15 protein-coding genes and 1 pseudogene are annotated in these 16,003 nt (G+C 35.3%); 9 read left to right on the top strand and 7 right to left on the bottom strand.

Features of this window, described 5'->3' with window-relative positions; genetic code table 11:
• Positions 1-36 precede the first annotated feature (36 nt).
• Entirely contained in the window at positions 37-621 is a 585-nt protein-coding gene (locus STA7437_RS20660; RefSeq protein ID WP_015195331.1) for a hypothetical protein, read from the top strand.
• A 163-nt stretch (positions 622-784) separates the two neighbouring features.
• Here the strand turns inward: STA7437_RS20660 and hisG are convergent, their stop codons facing one another.
• Positions 785-1,423, bottom strand: coding sequence for an ATP phosphoribosyltransferase (gene hisG, locus STA7437_RS20655; RefSeq protein ID WP_015195330.1), 639 nt, complete (start codon positions 1,421-1,423; stop codon positions 785-787).
• A gap of 43 nt (positions 1,424-1,466) precedes the next feature.
• Here hisG and STA7437_RS20650 point away from each other — a divergent pair, with 43 nt between their 5' ends.
• A complete protein-coding gene (locus STA7437_RS20650; RefSeq protein ID WP_083856874.1) occupies positions 1,467-1,937 on the top strand; it encodes a glutathione S-transferase in 471 nt (156 codons plus the stop codon).
• Positions 1,938-1,979: 42 nt separating this feature from the next.
• Here the strand turns inward: STA7437_RS20650 and STA7437_RS20645 are convergent, their stop codons facing one another.
• Together STA7437_RS20645 and STA7437_RS20640 are read right to left on the bottom strand one after the other, a co-directional pair.
• Positions 1,980-3,206 carry an RNA-guided endonuclease InsQ/TnpB family protein gene (locus STA7437_RS20645; protein WP_015195329.1) on the bottom strand — a complete coding sequence of 409 codons (1,227 nt, stop codon included), beginning with the start codon at positions 3,204-3,206 and terminating at the stop codon, positions 1,980-1,982.
• Between the two features lie 37 nt (positions 3,207-3,243).
• Positions 3,244-3,859: pseudogene (locus STA7437_RS20640) on the bottom strand (IS607 family transposase).
• Between the two features lie 51 nt (positions 3,860-3,910).
• Here STA7437_RS20640 and STA7437_RS26675 point away from each other — a divergent pair.
• The 7 genes from STA7437_RS26675 to cysH all read left to right on the top strand — a co-directional run bounded on the left by STA7437_RS26675 (position 3,911) and on the right by cysH (position 12,796).
• Positions 3,911-4,075, top strand: coding sequence for a glutathione S-transferase family protein (locus STA7437_RS26675; protein WP_171815465.1), 165 nt, complete (start codon positions 3,911-3,913; stop codon positions 4,073-4,075).
• Between the two features lie 291 nt (positions 4,076-4,366).
• Positions 4,367-6,004 (top strand): Ppx/GppA phosphatase family protein, encoded by a 1,638-nt coding sequence (locus STA7437_RS20630; RefSeq protein WP_015195328.1) that lies wholly within the window; start codon positions 4,367-4,369, stop codon positions 6,002-6,004.
• A complete protein-coding gene (locus tag STA7437_RS20625) occupies positions 6,004-7,458 on the top strand; it encodes a 2-succinylbenzoate--CoA ligase (RefSeq protein WP_015195327.1) in 1,455 nt (484 codons plus the stop codon). The genes STA7437_RS20630 and STA7437_RS20625 overlap by 1 nt, the downstream gene beginning before the upstream one ends.
• A gap of 432 nt (positions 7,459-7,890) precedes the next feature.
• Positions 7,891-10,173 carry a sensor histidine kinase gene (locus STA7437_RS20620; RefSeq protein WP_015195326.1) on the top strand — a complete coding sequence of 761 codons (2,283 nt, stop codon included), beginning with the start codon at positions 7,891-7,893 and terminating at the stop codon, positions 10,171-10,173.
• A complete protein-coding gene (locus STA7437_RS20615) occupies positions 10,145-10,591 on the top strand; it encodes a response regulator (protein WP_015195325.1) in 447 nt (148 codons plus the stop codon). The genes STA7437_RS20620 and STA7437_RS20615 overlap by 29 nt, the downstream gene beginning before the upstream one ends.
• A 70-nt stretch (positions 10,592-10,661) precedes the next feature.
• Positions 10,662-11,822, top strand: a complete 1,161-nt coding sequence (locus tag STA7437_RS20610) for a hybrid sensor histidine kinase/response regulator (RefSeq protein ID WP_015195324.1) — start codon at positions 10,662-10,664, stop codon at positions 11,820-11,822.
• 215 nt (positions 11,823-12,037) lie between these two features.
• Positions 12,038-12,796 carry a phosphoadenosine phosphosulfate reductase gene (gene cysH, locus STA7437_RS20605; RefSeq protein WP_015195323.1) on the top strand — a complete coding sequence of 253 codons (759 nt, stop codon included), beginning with the start codon at positions 12,038-12,040 and terminating at the stop codon, positions 12,794-12,796.
• A gap of 7 nt (positions 12,797-12,803) precedes the next feature.
• On the opposite strand, the gene STA7437_RS20600 is transcribed toward cysH, so the two are convergent.
• The 4 genes from STA7437_RS20600 to STA7437_RS20585 form a co-directional block, all read right to left on the bottom strand.
• Positions 12,804-13,148 carry a slr1659 superfamily regulator gene (locus tag STA7437_RS20600; protein WP_015195322.1) on the bottom strand — a complete coding sequence of 115 codons (345 nt, stop codon included), beginning with the start codon at positions 13,146-13,148 and terminating at the stop codon, positions 12,804-12,806.
• Between the two features lie 82 nt (positions 13,149-13,230).
• Positions 13,231-13,812 carry a DUF6272 family protein gene (locus STA7437_RS20595; protein WP_150109095.1) on the bottom strand — a complete coding sequence of 194 codons (582 nt, stop codon included), beginning with the start codon at positions 13,810-13,812 and terminating at the stop codon, positions 13,231-13,233.
• Between the two features lie 68 nt (positions 13,813-13,880).
• Positions 13,881-15,602, bottom strand: a complete 1,722-nt coding sequence (locus STA7437_RS20590; RefSeq protein ID WP_015195320.1) for a SpoIIE family protein phosphatase — start codon at positions 15,600-15,602, stop codon at positions 13,881-13,883.
• Between the two features lie 6 nt (positions 15,603-15,608).
• Positions 15,609-15,980, bottom strand: coding sequence for a response regulator (locus tag STA7437_RS20585; protein WP_015195319.1), 372 nt, complete (start codon positions 15,978-15,980; stop codon positions 15,609-15,611).
• Between the last annotated feature and the right edge of the window lie 23 nt (positions 15,981-16,003).

The following is a 16,003-nucleotide window of genomic DNA, read 5'->3' as shown; positions in this document are numbered from 1 at the left end:
AACGAAAACAATTAAAATTCTAATCAGAAGTTGACGATGACAATAGCTACTGTGACTTTTAACCTGTTGATGACTAATTATTTCGGTGCATTTTTACCATCTATCCCCATAGATAGTTTATTTTCCACTCAAGGCATTATGGTAATGCTATTGGTGGCCTATGCTGGCGCAATGTGGATGTTTCTTAGTAGTGCGCCCAAAGTTTATACAATCATGGTTTCGGATCTCAAAGTTGCCCAACAATTTTATGAAGGTCTATTAGATCTACCAACTGCTGATGTACCGCTACAGTACTATTACAATTATGAACAAACACTAGGCGCAGGCGCGATCGATCCTCTATATATGTCAACAACTGCGACTAATCCTAGTTTGGGTGCTTCGGATGGACTTTGGTATCAACTCAAAAAAAATACTCAACTCCACGTCATTTCAGGTGCTAGCCTAGGGACTAAAAGTCGTCAACGTCACGTTTGTTTTGACCATGATTGTTTAGAAGAAGTTTTGTTAAGAATACAAGCACGACGTTTACGATATAAAATTCGACGTGATAAACCATTAAACTTTTTAGTTAAAGATTATGACGATCGCGTCATTGAAATGGCAGAGGTTTCTAATTAACAACTAAAAAAAGCGGGAATCAAACCCGCCTTAGTAACTTATAGCAGTTACCAGTTACTAATTACTAATTGGATGAATAATCAACCATTAACACAAGCGAAGCGCACTACCTTATGTCTCAGTTGTTAATGTACCTCACCAGAATAAGAAACGCTATCTTGAGTTAAGAATCAATTAAACTGCGTATTTTAGTAATCAAATTGTGTAACTCAGATTGATTGAGCCGATAACTCAAAGGATGAGCAATTAATCTAGCTGTACTCTCGTACAAAATATCAATTTCAATTAAACCATTTTCTTTTAAAGTTTTTCCTGTTGAGACTAAATCAACAATTGCCTCAGACATACCTGTAATTGGTCCTAATTCTACTGAACCAGATAAGGGTACAATTTCTATCGGTAAATCTATTTTGCGAAAATATTCCCTCGCACAGTTAACAAATTTCGAGGCTACTCTACCATTAGGCGGTAATTCTACCGAACTACGATAACTACTCGTTTTTGGTACAGCTACCGACATCCGACAATAACCAAATTTTAGATCGCTTAAGTTGGCTACTTCTGGCTGTTTCTCTCGCAAAACATCATAACCAACAATACCTAACTGAGCTTGTCCATATTCTACATAAACGGGAACGTCTTGCGCTCTAACCAATAAAGCAGTAGCGGTGTTGGTAGGATCGCTGATTTGTAATTGACGATTACTTTTATCGAGAAACGCACTAAAATCTAAACCAACTTGTTTAAATAATTCGATGCTATCAGTTAACAACGCACCTTTGGGTAAAGCAATAGTAATCATGTAATTTTTAACTTAAGCGAATAACTACCAACTCATAAGATACATGACTAAGCTTACATTAATTATAGGGAACAAAAACTATTCTTCCTGGTCATTGCGTCCCTGGTTAGTAATGAAAAAGATCGGTTTGGATTTTGAGGAAATTCGGATTCCTTTATATCAACCAAATAGTAAACAACAATTACTGCAACATTCTCCAGCGGGAAAAGTTCCAATTCTACATCATGGCGAAATTACTGTTTGGGAATCTTTGGCTATTTGTGAATATTTAGCGGAAAACTTTGATAGTAATATTTTACCTCAAGAGTCTACGGCAAGGGCGATCGCTCGTTCAGTAAGTAGCGAAATGCACGCAGGATTTTTAAATCTACGTAGTTCAATGCCGATGAATTGTCGAGCTAGATTACCAGGAAAAGGAATGAATCCGCAAGTAGCAGTAGATATTGCCAGAATTACTTTTATTTGGCGAGATTGTCGGCAAAAATTCGGTTTTGAAGGTGATTTTTTGTTTTGAAATTTTACTATTGCTGATGCGATGTTTGCTGTTCCATAAAACTTATCTATAGCTATCCACTATAGTGTTTACTTCCTGTTTCATCCTAGAAGTGTCGGCACTATCTAGTCCGCAGGCGTTACTTCGGATAGAACCTATCCTAGTTGTTATAAATTCTTCAGGTGTATTAGCTAGGTTAATCGCTGCCTGTAAATCTCGCGATTCAGTATGATTACAGGTAGGACATATAAACAGTCTGTCTTTCAGCTTTAATTCAGTATGCCTTTCATTGCACTTTCTACAAAGCTTACTACTTGGATACCATCTATCAACTATTTCTACAAAACCAGCGTACCAGCTAACTTTATATTCTAATAACCTACGAAATTCATAGAATCCTAAGTCACTAATGGCAGATGCTAACTTACGATTAGCGATCATACCTTTAACATTAAGGTCTTCTATTCTCAAGGTATGGTACTTACGCAGTAAGTTGGTAGTAGTTTGTTGTAAAAAGTCCTGCCGAATATTAGCCGTTCTCGCGTGTAATTTAGTTACTTTCTGAAAGTATTTCTTGGCATTATTAGAGGCTTTAATCCCCTGCTTTTTATTACCTAACAGTTTATTTCTAGCTCGATATTGTAATTTAGCCAGCTTGGTTTTCGCTTGTTTGAATGGCTTAGGAGCTATTATTTCAGTCCCATCTGATAATGTGGCAAAGCAGGTGACACCTAGGTCGATGCCTGTTTGATCATAAACTTCATGAACGATTGGTGCTATTCTTTCAGCTTTAACTGCAAAAGATACGTACCAATCACCAGCTTTATAACTAATAGTAAAAGTCTGAGCGATATAACTTTCAGCTAATGGTTCTTGTAGTCTGAATGTTCCAAGCGTTGGTATTTTTATTACTTTACCTTCTGGAACTAAAACTACACCATTAGAACTATCAACTGTAAATGATTGCCCATGCTTCTTTAACTTCTGCGTGGGTTTATTTGCTAAACCTTCACGCCAACGCTTAAAAGCACTAGCTAAGTCCCTAAAAGCGTTCTGGTAAACTCTAGACGACATTTCATTCATCCAGGCGTACTCTGACCGCTTCTTAGTTATATTAGTCAGACACTTTTTAATCTCACCTAATCGTTTGCTATCTGATGCCTTGCAGTCTAAAGAATCCCAGAATAAAGATAAACCATAGTTATAAACAACACGGGAGAATCCAGCCTGTTTAGCCATTACGGTTTTCTCTTTATTATTGAGTTTTAATTTCCTTTTAACTGCAAACATTAGAAGCGTAAACTTGTCTATATGAAAAAGTTTAGCCTTATTTATCTGGATTTTCCAAAGAAGAGTAGACTATTTTTTTTAATTGTTTTTTGTAGTTACGAAGACCGTAAAGGCGACAGCTAAAAGTGTGGATAATAGCCATTAAATCTTCAACCATTTCTTGCTGAGGCGATAAAGACTCACAGTTAGCAACAAGGATTTTACAGCCATACCAACTAACAAATTCCTCTACAAAGTCAAAAGCAAAGCGACGGAGACGGTCTTTATAGGCTACAATGATTGTTTCAACTTCACCCATACGTACTTGTTTCATTAGTTTTAAGAATAACTTACGCTTAAAGTTAAGACCGCCTCCGACTTCTTTAATCCAGTCATCTACTTGAAGACCTTGACAATTACCAGAATTGCTCCATAGCTTGTACTTGATTAGCTAATTCTGGCGACTGACCTTTAGAAGATACGCGGCAATACACTATTGTTTTACCAGTTGTTCTAGGTAAATCTATATTTAGAGCTAGCCTTAAATCCTCGTCTGTATAGTACCTTTGGTTACCTGTACTGCGACTTGGTTTAAGCCTACCCTCTCTGTCCCATCTTCTTAGTGTCGATGGCGATTTGTTAATTAGTTTGGCAAACTCTTTAACTCTATACAACTAAACTTAACCATAATGAATAACTATAGAGAATTATAGTTAAGAAAATCAATGCTTATTCAGCCTCCTGTAGTAATTCGCTTTGTTACTTATGGAGTACAGTTGGATAGGGTTTCACAAGCTTATGCCGAGCAAATTTGGCAAATGCCAGAAATGCAGTCTTGGATTGAAGCTGGTTGTCAAGAAGAAGAGATTTTGCCTCAGTTTAAAGTTTAGATTTGGAAAGGTTAGTCAAGCAGCAATCTCGCTCAAGCGCGAGGCACTTCGCGGACAGCTTCGCTCTCGATCGCGTTTAGTCAATGATTACTTAAAATAATTGAGCTTCTTTTGAAACAAAAAAGATTTTTATTAATTAGATAATATTTGCTGATAATTCCGTGAGAATATATTTCTAATATTTTTCTTCGCAAGTGGTAAGAGTGTAATTTGATTGCCTCATTACCATAACGTGATCTTTTCTGTAAATATATTTATCCGCGACGCTTTTAACAAAATCTCTAAGCTAAAATGGTTAATTCCATCTCTCAAGTTAAGACTGAACAATCACCTAGTTTTAATGGCAACGGTTTGCGTAAACCAATTATTGCTGCGATTGATATCGGGACTAATTCTATTCACATGGTAGTTGTACAAGTTGAACCGCATCTACCAGCTTTTAGTATTATAGCTAAAGAAAAAGATACCGTTAGGTTAGGAGATCGCGATCCGAAGACTGGTGATTTGACTCCTGAAGCGATCGCTCGTGCTTTGGCTGCTTTACGACGTTGTAAGGATTTAGCTCATAGTCTACGTGCTGAACAAATTATTGCTGTAGCAACTAGTGCGACAAGAGAAGCGCGTAATGGACAAGCTTTTTTACAACAGATTGAATCAGAATTAGGAATTGTTGTAAATCTTATTTCTGGGCAAGAAGAAGCGCGGAGAATTTATCTTGGTGTCTTGTCAGGAATGGATTTTGGCGAACATCCTCATGTGATTGTGGATATTGGGGGTGGTTCGACGGAGTTGGTTTTAGCAGATATTCACGAACCTCGTTTTTTAAGTAGTACTAAAATCGGGGCTGTCCGTTTAACGGCAGAATTTGTTCATAGCGATCCGATTAGTGAAATTGAATTGAATTATTTGCGTGCTTATGTACGAGGAATGTTAGAACGTTCCGTTGAAGAAATTTGGCAGAATTTGCAATTAAATGAAACACCTCGCCTGATTGGTACATCGGGTACGATTGAAACCTTAGCTGTAGTTCATGCTTTAGAAAAACAAGGTATAGCCCCCAACCCCCTCAATGGTTATCAATTGAGTCGTAAAGACTTAAAAGAGATCGTCAAAAAATTAGCAGGGATGACTTATCAGGAACGCTTTGCCATACCCGGAATTTCTGATAAACGAGCGGAAATCATTGTTCCTGGGGCAATTATTTTATTAGAAGTGATGACAATGCTTAATTTCGACTCAATTACCATTTCCGAGCGATCGCTACGAGAAGGAATGATTGTCGATTGGATGCTAACTCATGGCTTGATTAATAATCGTCTGCGTTACCAAAATGAAGTTAGAGAAAGAAATATTTATAAAATTGCCCATAAATATCAAGTTAATTTAGATTTTAGCGAACGGGTAGCTAATTTTGCTCTGAGTATTTTCGATCAAACCAAAGAAATTCTACATAATTGGGGCAGTTTGGAGAGGGAATTACTTTGGAGTGCAGCAATTTTACACAATTGTGGCATTTATATTAGTCATTCATCCCATCACAAACATTCTTACTATTTAATTCGTAATGCTGAGATTTTAGGTTTCAATGAATTAGAGTTAGAATTAATTGCTAATATTGCTCGTTATCATCGTAAAAGTAAACCAAAGAAAAAACACGAAGCTTATCAAAAAATACCATCAAAAGAATCTCAATTAATTATTAAACAATTAAGTGCAATTTTGCGTTTAGCTGTAGCATTAGACCGTCGCCAGAAAGGCGCGATCGCAAAAGTAAAATGTACTTACAACCAAGATACCAAAATTCTTTATTTAAATTTAATTGCCTCAGAATTAGGTGATGATTGTGCTTTAGAACTTTGGAGCTTAGATTATAAAAAAGTAGTTTTTGAAGAAGAGTATGGTATTAAAGTTATTGCTAGTTTATCTTGATGAATCAGCAGTTATGGAATGATTTAATTGAACAAAGTAAACAAGATTGGTTAATTGGTTGGGAAGCTCAAGCAATTTTAAATTTAACTAATCAAAAAATTATTCAATTAAAGCAATTACAAACAAAGAAAGAGCTACCTTTAAATATTTTATTAGCCGAAACAAATCCTAGAAGTTTTATTGCTAGTTTTTTTGCGAGTATTATTACTAACAATTATATTTTTCTGTGTAATCCTGATTGGCAAAAATCAGAATGGCAACAAGTTTTTGAGCTAGTTGACCCCGATCTAATATGGATAGAAAATAAAATTAAACTTTTACATGAATGGCAAAAACAATCAACAAAAAATCAGAATTTAGATAATCCTAAAAATATCTTTCAATCAAAAATCAAAACAAGTTTATCTACTCCAAATAATTCTTCATTAATTATGATTCCGACGGGAGGTTCCTCAGGAAAAATTCGTTTTGCTATCCATACGTGGTCAACTTTAACCGCTTCAGTTCAAGGATTTTGTCAATACTTTCAAATCAAAACTATTAATTCTTGTTGCCTTTTACCTCTTTATCACGTTAGTGGTTTAATGCAATTGATGCGCTCTTTTCTTACCAAAGGAAAACTAATTATTTTTCCTTATCAAAACCTAAAACAAGGCAAGCAACCTAATATTGATCTTGAAGAATTTTTTGTCTCTCTTGTTCCTACTCAATTACAATTTCTTTTACAGTCTAATCCTCATTGGTTAGCTTCTTTTCAAACAGTATTGTTAGGAGGCGCACCGGCTTGGCAATCTTTATTAGATCGAGCAAGAAAATATCGAATTGCGTTAGCACCTAGTTATGGAATGACCGAAACTGCCTCTCAAATTGTCACTCTTCAACCAAAAGATTTTTTAGCAGGAAATAATAGTAATGGTCAAGTTTTACCCCATGCCCAGGTAACTATAATTGACGACAATCAACAATTACTAATAAACGGAAAAATTGGACAGATTTTTATTAAAAGTAACTCTCTTTCTTGGGGTTATTATCCTCAATTCAATCCCAATCAAATACTTAATACAGATGACCTCGGTTGGTTCGACAAACAAGGTTATCTTCATATTATAGGTAGAAGCAGTCAAAAAATTATTACTGGTGGAGAAAATGTTTTTCCCTTAGAAGTAGAAGCAGCAATTTTGGCGACTGGTTTAGTTAAAGATGTTTGTGTGATTGGTTTACCAGATTGTCACTGGGGACAAGTGGTGACTGCGGTATATGTACCAAGCAAATTAGATGTTTCAGAAAAATTAATTCAACAAAAGTTACAACAGCAATTGAGTAAATATAAACATCCTAAACTTTGGTTTTCAGTTGATTGTTTACCCCGTAATCAACAAGGCAAAATTAACTATCAACAAATTTTAGAAATAGTAGTCATAGCAGATCTAGCAGTACAAAGAAAGATTATGTAATGAAGAGTAAATGATCATATATTGTTCGAGCAAAAGATGCTGATGAGTCGATCTACTCAGTTGTCAAAACTTGCAAAATTTAAAGAAGATATTTTGAAGAGTTAAGAATTGCATGATAATCTTTACAACCAATCACTAGACTAGCCAAATGTTCTTAAATGCTCAATAGCAGTTCTTAAAAGTTAGTAGGATATTTAAATTTAGTCTGTAGGATACGCAACATTAGCAAGAGAAAATTTGGTATTTTGTCTGAATTAACTGTTTAAGTTTAACTAGATTTGCTGTTATTTGTTGGGAGTAGAGTTAGATTTTTACAGATTTATTAAGCATCAAAATTTTCTATTGGAAGCAAAAGACTAATAACTAGTTAAATATTTTATTAAAGCAAGAATTGCCTCAAATCACGACTATCTTAGATAGTAGGGGCTTATCATGACAGCAATGAATTTGGATACAAAATCAAAAAATTTAATAAAATTGGATCAAGAACCAATTCATATTATTAATCAAATTCAGCCTTACGGAGTGCTTTTTGTTCTATCTGAACCAGATTTAGAAATTATCCAAGTTAGTCAAAATATTGCTACTATTTTTAATCGAGATCCTCACGAGGTTTTGGGGCAAAAACTTGAAGAAATTTTAGATTCTTTTCAGGTAGAACAACTAAAAACTAATTTGACCGCAGAAAATTTTGATTTTATTAATCCTACTAAAGTTTGGGCAAGGACTAAAGGAGATGATTTTGTTGTCTTTGATGCAGTTTTTCATCGCAATAGCGATAATTTATTAATTTTAGAATTAGAACCAGCCTTAGCTCAAGAAAATATTCCTTTTTTGAGTTTTTACCATTTAGCTAGAGCTTCAATTTTTCAATTAGAAAAAACTACTAATCTTCACGATTTTTGTCAAATTATTGTTAGAGAAGTTCGTAAAGTGACAGGTTTTGACCGTGTCATGTTGTATAAATTTGATGAAGACGATCACGGTAGCGTTATTGCTGAAGAAAAACGAAGCGATTTAGTGTCTTATTTAGGTTTACACTATCCAGAGTCGGATATTCCGCGACCAGCCCGAAAATTGTTTAGTTATAATTGGATTCGCTTAATTCCTGATGCTCAGACCCAACCAGTGGAAATGATTCCAGCTATCAATCCTATTAGCGATCGCCCTCTAGATTTAACTCATTCAATTCTCCGCAGTGCTTTTCCTTGTCATTTAGAATATCTTCATAACATGGGAGTCGGAGCTTCTTTAACGATATCTTTGATCAAAGACCAAAAATTATGGGGTCTAATTGCTTGTCATCATCAAACTCCTAAACACGTTCCTTACGAGTTACGGAAAGCTTGTGAATTTCTAGGCAGAGTAATTTTTTCAGAAATTTCCACCAAAGAAGAAACGGAAGACTATGACTATCGGATGAAACTTGCTTATATTCATTCAAAATTGATGGATTATGTAGCTGAATCTGATAATTTCGTCGATGGTTTGGTCAAAGGCGACCCTAATTTACTCGATCTTACCAATGCTCAAGGAGCAGCTATTTGTGATGGTGGTAACTGGACACTGATTGGCAAAACCCCTTCTGAAGAAGACCTCAATTATCTAGTACAATGGCTCAGAAATAATATTCAAGAAGAGGTATTTTGTACTGATTCTCTGGCTCGTCTTTACGCTGATGCCGATAAATACAAAGATGTTGCCAGTGGTTTACTAGCCATTCCCATTTCTCAACGTAACTATGTTTTATGGTTTCGACCAGAAGTAATTCAAACAGTTAATTGGGGAGGCGATCCGAATCAAGCTTACGAAACTAAACACACCGACGGAAAAATCAAACTTTCGCCGAGAAAATCCTTTGAATTGTGGAAAGAAACCGTTCGTCTCAAATCTTTACCCTGGAAAGCAGTGGAAATTACGGCTGCTTTAGAATTACGAAAAGCGATCGTTAATATCATTCTTCGTCAGGCAGATGAATTAGCTCAACTCGCTAAAGATTTAGAACGTTCTAACGCAGAATTAAAACGCTTTGCTTATGTCGCTTCCCACGACTTACAAGAACCATTAAATCACGTTTCTAATTATGTCCAACTTCTAGAAATGCGCTACGGCGAAAATCTAGACGAAGATGCCAAAGAATTTATTGGTTTTGCAGTTGAAGGGGTAAGCTTAATGCAAACTTTGATCGATGATGTTTTAGCTTACTCCAAAGTTGACTTACAAGGAATTGAATTTACTCTAACTGATGTAAATCTTGCTTTAGAACAAGCTCTTACCAATTTACAAAGAAGAATTAAACAAAACAATGCGGTAATTACCTGCGAACCTATGCCAACAGTAATGGCTGATGGAACGCAATTGATGCAACTGTTTCAAAACTTGATTGGTAACGCGATCAAATTCCGCAGTCAAGAATCTCCCAGAATTCATATTGGTGCAGAAAGACTTGAAGATGCTTGGCTATTTTCCGTTACCGATAACGGCATTGGCATTGATCCCCAATTTCACGACCGCATTTTTGTGATCTTCCAACGTCTTCATACCAGAGATGAATACCCAGGTACAGGCATGGGTTTAGCCATTTGTAAAAAAATAGTGGAATGTCATCGCGGAAACATCTGGGTAGAATCAGAATTAGGTAAAGGAGCAACATTTTACTTTACCATTCCTGTAGGAGGACGCGATCGTGACCGTAGAAGTGGACGAAAACTGTAAAATTATCTTTTTAGTTGAGGATAATCGAGGCGATATTCGTTTAATCGAAGAAGCCCTCAAAAATAGTTCCGTACCACATCAAATCGTAGCTGTTAGGGATGGGGTGGAAGCTATGGCATATTTACGCCAAGAAGGTGAATATGTTGATGCTGTTCGTCCCGACCTAATTTTACTTGATCTCAATCTGCCCAAAAAAGATGGTCGAGAAGTTTTAGCTGAAATCAAAACCGATCCCAAATTAAAGCGAATTCCTGTAGTTGTTTTAACTACTTCTAAAAATGAAGATGATGTGATTCAAAGTTATGACTTGCACGTCAACTGCTACATTACTAAATCTCGTAATTTAAACGAACTTTTCAAAATTGTTAAAGGAATTGAAGAATTTTGGTTGACTACCGTAACTCTACCTTCTGAATAAAAGATAATTAACCTAGAATAGAAATTGAAAGCGTTTTAAAATCCAGGAGTAATAGCAAGAGTATAAACGTATGCCTGGAAATGCAGTAAAAATTTTGTTGGTAGAGGACGATTTAGCAGAGGCAAGACTGCTTCATGAAGTTCTCAAAAGTTTCGGTCTTAATCAGTTTAATTTAGTTCATGTCAAAAGACTAGGAGAAGCTCTCCAACAATTGCAGCAAAGTTGTTTTGATGTCATTTTACTCGATCTAACTTTGCCAGATAGTCAAGGATTGGATTCTTTAAAGTCGATTATTCAGCAAGCTCCTAATTTACCAGTGGTAGTTTTGACTAATACTAATGACGACCAACTAGCGATCGCAGCAGTCAGACAAGGAGCGCAAGATTATTTAGTTAAACGTAGTATTAATGTTGAAGGATTGGTTCGTTCTTTACAATATGCAATTGAACGCAAACGAGTTGCTGAAGTTTTAAGAGAAGAAAATGAAGTTTTAGAGCATCAAATACGGGAACAAACTGCTCAATTAATTAAAGCTCAAAAAATTAATCAATTTAAATCCGATTTTGTGGCGATGTTTTCTCATGATTTTCGTAACCCTTTAACTACGATTATCGCTTCTGCGGGTTTATTACAACAAAACAAGTATGAATTACCTGAAGAAAAAAAACTCATGCTTTTGCAACACATTCTTTCCGCAGGTAAAAACTTGGCTCAACTTTTAGAAGAAGCACTATTTATTGGTAAATCAGATTCAGAACAATTACCTTATCAACCCAAAAATTTAAATTTAGAATTATTTTGCCGTAATCTGCTTGAGAAATTACAGCTTAATTTAGAGCAACAAAATCAAATTATTTTTACAATTGACGGAAATTTTCAGGATACAATTTGGGATGAAAATTTATTACAACATATTTTAGGTAATTTATTAACTAATGCCTTAAAATATTCCCCTAAACATAGTATGGTTAAATTTGAAGTAATTAAACAGGGGGAAATCGCACTGTTTAGAATCGAAGACCAAGGAATAGGAATTCCAGCCGATGAATTGAAACATTTATCTACGTTTTTTTATCGTGGTAGTAATGTTCGCCGAATACCTGGAACGGGTTTGGGTTTAGCAATTGTTAAGCGATGTGTAGAAGTTCAAAAAGGCACAATTGAGTTTCAAAGTGAAGAAGGAATTGGTACTGTAGTTACTGTGACTTTACCTATAATCAAACATAACTAACCTATATTTATCTGGCAATTTCAGCTTTACCAAAGCACATTCAAACCATAGCTTCTAGTAAACTCCATCAAAATTAGAATAGAACGGTAAAAATTCCAACTTCAATTAAAATAGTAACGAGCTTGATCTCGAATCAACTGATACAATGTTTTTTTAATCATCTCTACAACAATAACAGTATCGGTACCAAGTTAATTACACTAGAGTCTAAATTCATGACAAGTATTACTATCGAACAACCACAGTTAGATTTAGTTACCATTAATCAACAATTAGCCAACGCAGACGCAACAGAATTGATCAAATGGGCAAATCAGACTTTTAGCGATCGCTTGGTAATGAGTACCAGTTTTGGTATTCAAGCAGCAGTAATGTTACATCTCGTCACTCAAGTTATTCCTGATATTCCCGTTATTTGGGTAGATACCGGTTATTTACCTGCTGAAACTTACAAATTTGCTGAAGAATTAACTACTAGATTAAACCTTAATCTCAAAGTATATCAATCTTCTATTAGTCCTGCTCGCATGGAAGCATTATACGGAAAACTTTGGGAACAAAACGATGTTGAAGCTTTCAATCGCTATGATTATCTACGTAAAGTAGAACCAATGCAAAGAGCCTTAACAGAATTAAATGCAGCAGCTTGGTTAGCTGGATTACGTCGAGAGCAAACTAAACATCGTCAACACTTAGCTCCTATCAGTCAACAGGAAAATCGCTACAAAATTTATCCAATTTTAGACTGGCATTCTCGCGATATTTATCAATACCTCACCACTCACGATTTACCTTATCATCCTTATTTTGACCTAGGCTACGTAACAGTAGGTGATTGGCATTCTAGTCGTCCTTTAACAACAGATGATTCTCACGAACGTGATACTCGTTTTCGTGGACTTAAACAAGAATGCGGTTTACATCTACCTCAAACTCCTGGAGAATTAGAAAGTCTTGATTCGAGTAATCTCTAATCATGCTTTAGTTTAATTCGAGTTTAAGAGAAGGCATTAATCTCTGTAAATTTTTTAAAGATTTACTTTGCCAGGTAATTTCTTTTGAACCAATTACATTCATTTGAATATTTCTTTTTTTACGTACTTCAATTACAAATTTCGAGAGCATACTAATTCCCGAACTATTGAGAAATTTTAAATTTTTTAGATCTAGAGTAAGTTCTGTTGGTTCTTTTTCAACTACATCGTAAAGCAACTGCAAAATAGGAGAATACTCCTCCGTTCCATTAAGTCTAAGTGATCCTTGACAAAAAATGGCAGTAGTCAGAGGATCATAACTTACGCAATAGTCTTCGGTTTTAATTTCCATTGGATTTTTTTTTACTATTACTAAATATTAATATTTTTAAGGGAAGTTTTTAGTCTTTAAGATAAATATAAAATCAATTAAATTACATTGCCAATTGCACCATCGTAGTTACTGTCATTTCTTCAGATTGCTCATCAAAGCTATCAAATTTCCAGCCCAACTTTGCACCATAATCATTTACCATCGTTAAAAATCCTAAACCAGATACTGCTGCATTTTCCTCTGTATTGTTATCTTCTAACTTACGAAGATATAATTCATAAGGATCAAAAGAAAGCAACTCTTTGATGTATTTTTGAAACTTAATAACCGCTTGACAATGAATACTATTAGTAATTTGAAAAATAATTTTCTGCTCAATTAAACAAATTCGGATACTAATAGGTGCTGAAGATAACTGATTAGTATATTTCATGGCATTTTCTAACAACTCATTAGCAATATAACTAATAGCATCCTTAGCTTCCACTTGTTTGATTAAAGAATCAGACTCTTGGTCATTACAAGCCAGAAAACTACTGAGATAATCTGCTAAAAAATCAGCAGATAAACCGTTATTGCGCCATCTTTGTTGTAACGATACAGAACTAGGAGAAAAACTTACTATTAAATATTCTTGACTTGAAGGTAAATTTTCCAGAAAATCTCCAAATACCTGATCCATATTAATTGTAGATTGACAATTCATAAAAGCTAATGTTTTTACTTAGTGACTACATTTTAATTAGCAAGTTACTTTTGTTTAAGAACAACCAAAGTAATATCGTCATAAACTTTTTGTCCGCCTATATATAAACGTAAATCTTCAATCACAAGTTGTTTAATTGTATTGGCAGACTTGTACCAATTTTGTTTAACTACATTGCACAATCTTTCTAAACCATATTGCACCCCCAATGTATTTTCAGCTTCAGTCACACCGTCGGTATACAAAATAACTACATCGTCGGCATTTAACTTGATCTGAGCAGAAACAATAAAATCAGCGATCGTTTCTTCTAATCCAAGTGGAAAACCTAAATCAACTGTGTCAATTCGCTCAATTTCACCACCAGCGCGGACGACAATAATCTCTTCATGTTGTCCACTCAAATTTAACTGACCGGCTTGATAATCGATTAAACAAAAAGTCAAATTCTTATCAGAATTCATTCGTTGAACATTTTTATATATTGTGCGATTGAGCGTTTCTAAAAACTTGATCGGATCTGTTTCGTTATTTTCCATCAAAGTTCTGACGGCAGTTTGTACCATAATGCTAAGAACACCACTTTCGAGTCCATGTCCAGTCACATCACCGATCGCAATTTTAACTTTGCCATCATGATGCAAAACATCATAGTAATCTCCACCCACTTCTTCGGCCGGTTCCATAAAACCAGCAATATCTAACTCATCAAGTTGACTCAATTCTTGCTCTTTGGGCAAAATCATCTGTTGTAAACGTCGAGTAATATCTAATTCAGCACTAAGGCGAATATTTTCTGCTTGCAAACGTTGATTTAAGTTCGTAATTTCTTGATTAGCTTGAGCTAATTGCTCTAAATAACGCGCTTGTTGATCTCGTAGTCTTTTTTTCTCCAAACAAGCACTAATACGTGCTTTTAGCAGCACTGGATTAAAAGGTTTGGCTAAATAATCTTCTGCTCCCATTTCGATACATTTGACCACACTATCAATTTGATCGAGAGCCGAAATCATAATTACAGGAATATATCGCCATTGACTATCACGAAGAGATTTTAAAACTTGATAACCATCCATCTCTGGCATGATAATGTCTAAAAGAATTAAATCGTATTCTCCTGTTTGGATCAGTTCTAAGACTTGTTGTCCGTTAGCTGCTGTGCCTACCTGATAACCTTGTGCTTTGATCTGACGAGAAAGTAAATCGCGATTAGTTGGGTTGTCATCTACCACCAAAATCTTTCCTTCAGATTGGTTGGTTAAGGAAATTACAGAATTTGAATCAGAATTGCTCGCAGGTTTTGACTGTGATAAAGAAAGAGGATAAGTTTGGTTAATTAATAATTGTGGTTGAGAAAAATTAGGAAGCTCAGCCAAGATTTTGAGGAAATTTTCGGCAGCAGTATAAATTTTATTGAGATCGCAGACAAACTCACTGTCTGCTTGTTTTAAAAGTTGTCCACTGCAATTAATAACTGTTTGAGCAGGTATTTCTAATTGAAGAGTAATTTGACTTAGAACCGAGAGACTCAGATTAAGTTGGTCATTTTCTGATTGAGAAGAGTTAAGAAGAGTATTGACCAATGCCAACAACTGAACTCCATTTTCTCTGATGACTTGTAATTCTGCACTTAAAGCTGCTGTATCTTCTGTTTCCAATTCTTCAAGCAGCATTTCACTGTAACCAATAATGGCATTAATCGGCGTACGGAGTTCGTGACGCAGATGAGCAAGCAAAGATAATGGAGGACAGCTATCAGTAGTCATTAAGGATTATTGATATTTTGCCAAAAGATTGGCAATTTTTTCTAGTAAACGAGACAACTCTATCGGCTTAGTATCATAATCATCACAGCCAGCTTCAAAGGCTTTTTCGCGATCGCCAGACATAGCATGAGCAGTCAGAGCAATTACGGGAATGTTGTTAGTTTCAGGATTAGCTTTTAATTGTCTAGTCGCTTCCCATCCATCCATAATTGGTAAACTCATATCCATTAAAACAAGGTTGGGATGTTCTAAAATCGTCATAGCAACTCCCTCTGCACCGTCGACAGCAATAACAACTTCGTATCCTCGACGTTCTAATCTTCGAGAAAGCATATCTCGATTCATTTCATTGTCTTCAACTAGCAAGATTTTCGCCATAGTTGTAAGGAAATAAGGAATAG

Source organism: Stanieria cyanosphaera PCC 7437 (assembly GCF_000317575.1).
Lineage (GTDB): Bacteria > Cyanobacteriota > Cyanobacteriia > Cyanobacteriales > Xenococcaceae > Stanieria > Stanieria cyanosphaera.
The sequence above is the reverse complement of the archived record's forward strand: the minus strand, read 5'-3'. Positions and strand labels throughout refer to the sequence as shown.

What these genes read in the sequence shown, in the direction of transcription:
- STA7437_RS20660 (WP_015195331.1), top strand. Translation starts at nt 37, where the DNA reads ATGACAATAGCTACTGTGACTTTTAACCTGTTGATGACTAATTATTTC.
- hisG (WP_015195330.1), bottom strand. Translation starts at nt 1,423, where the DNA reads ATGATTACTATTGCTTTACCCAAAGGTGCGTTGTTAACTGATAGCATC.
- STA7437_RS20650 (WP_083856874.1), top strand. Translation starts at nt 1,467, where the DNA reads ATGACTAAGCTTACATTAATTATAGGGAACAAAAACTATTCTTCCTGG.
- STA7437_RS20645 (WP_015195329.1), bottom strand. Translation starts at nt 3,206, where the DNA reads ATGTTTGCAGTTAAAAGGAAATTAAAACTCAATAATAAAGAGAAAACC.
- STA7437_RS26675 (WP_171815465.1), top strand. Translation starts at nt 3,911, where the DNA reads ATGCTTATTCAGCCTCCTGTAGTAATTCGCTTTGTTACTTATGGAGTA.
- STA7437_RS20630 (WP_015195328.1), top strand. Translation starts at nt 4,367, where the DNA reads ATGGTTAATTCCATCTCTCAAGTTAAGACTGAACAATCACCTAGTTTT.
- STA7437_RS20625 (WP_015195327.1), top strand. Translation starts at nt 6,004, where the DNA reads ATGAATCAGCAGTTATGGAATGATTTAATTGAACAAAGTAAACAAGAT.
- STA7437_RS20620 (WP_015195326.1), top strand. Translation starts at nt 7,891, where the DNA reads ATGACAGCAATGAATTTGGATACAAAATCAAAAAATTTAATAAAATTG.
- STA7437_RS20610 (WP_015195324.1), top strand. Translation starts at nt 10,662, where the DNA reads ATGCCTGGAAATGCAGTAAAAATTTTGTTGGTAGAGGACGATTTAGCA.
- cysH (WP_015195323.1), top strand. Translation starts at nt 12,038, where the DNA reads ATGACAAGTATTACTATCGAACAACCACAGTTAGATTTAGTTACCATT.
- STA7437_RS20600 (WP_015195322.1), bottom strand. Translation starts at nt 13,148, where the DNA reads ATGGAAATTAAAACCGAAGACTATTGCGTAAGTTATGATCCTCTGACT.
- STA7437_RS20595 (WP_150109095.1), bottom strand. Translation starts at nt 13,812, where the DNA reads ATGGATCAGGTATTTGGAGATTTTCTGGAAAATTTACCTTCAAGTCAA.
- STA7437_RS20590 (WP_015195320.1), bottom strand. Translation starts at nt 15,602, where the DNA reads ATGACTACTGATAGCTGTCCTCCATTATCTTTGCTTGCTCATCTGCGT.
- STA7437_RS20585 (WP_015195319.1), bottom strand. Translation starts at nt 15,980, where the DNA reads ATGGCGAAAATCTTGCTAGTTGAAGACAATGAAATGAATCGAGATATG.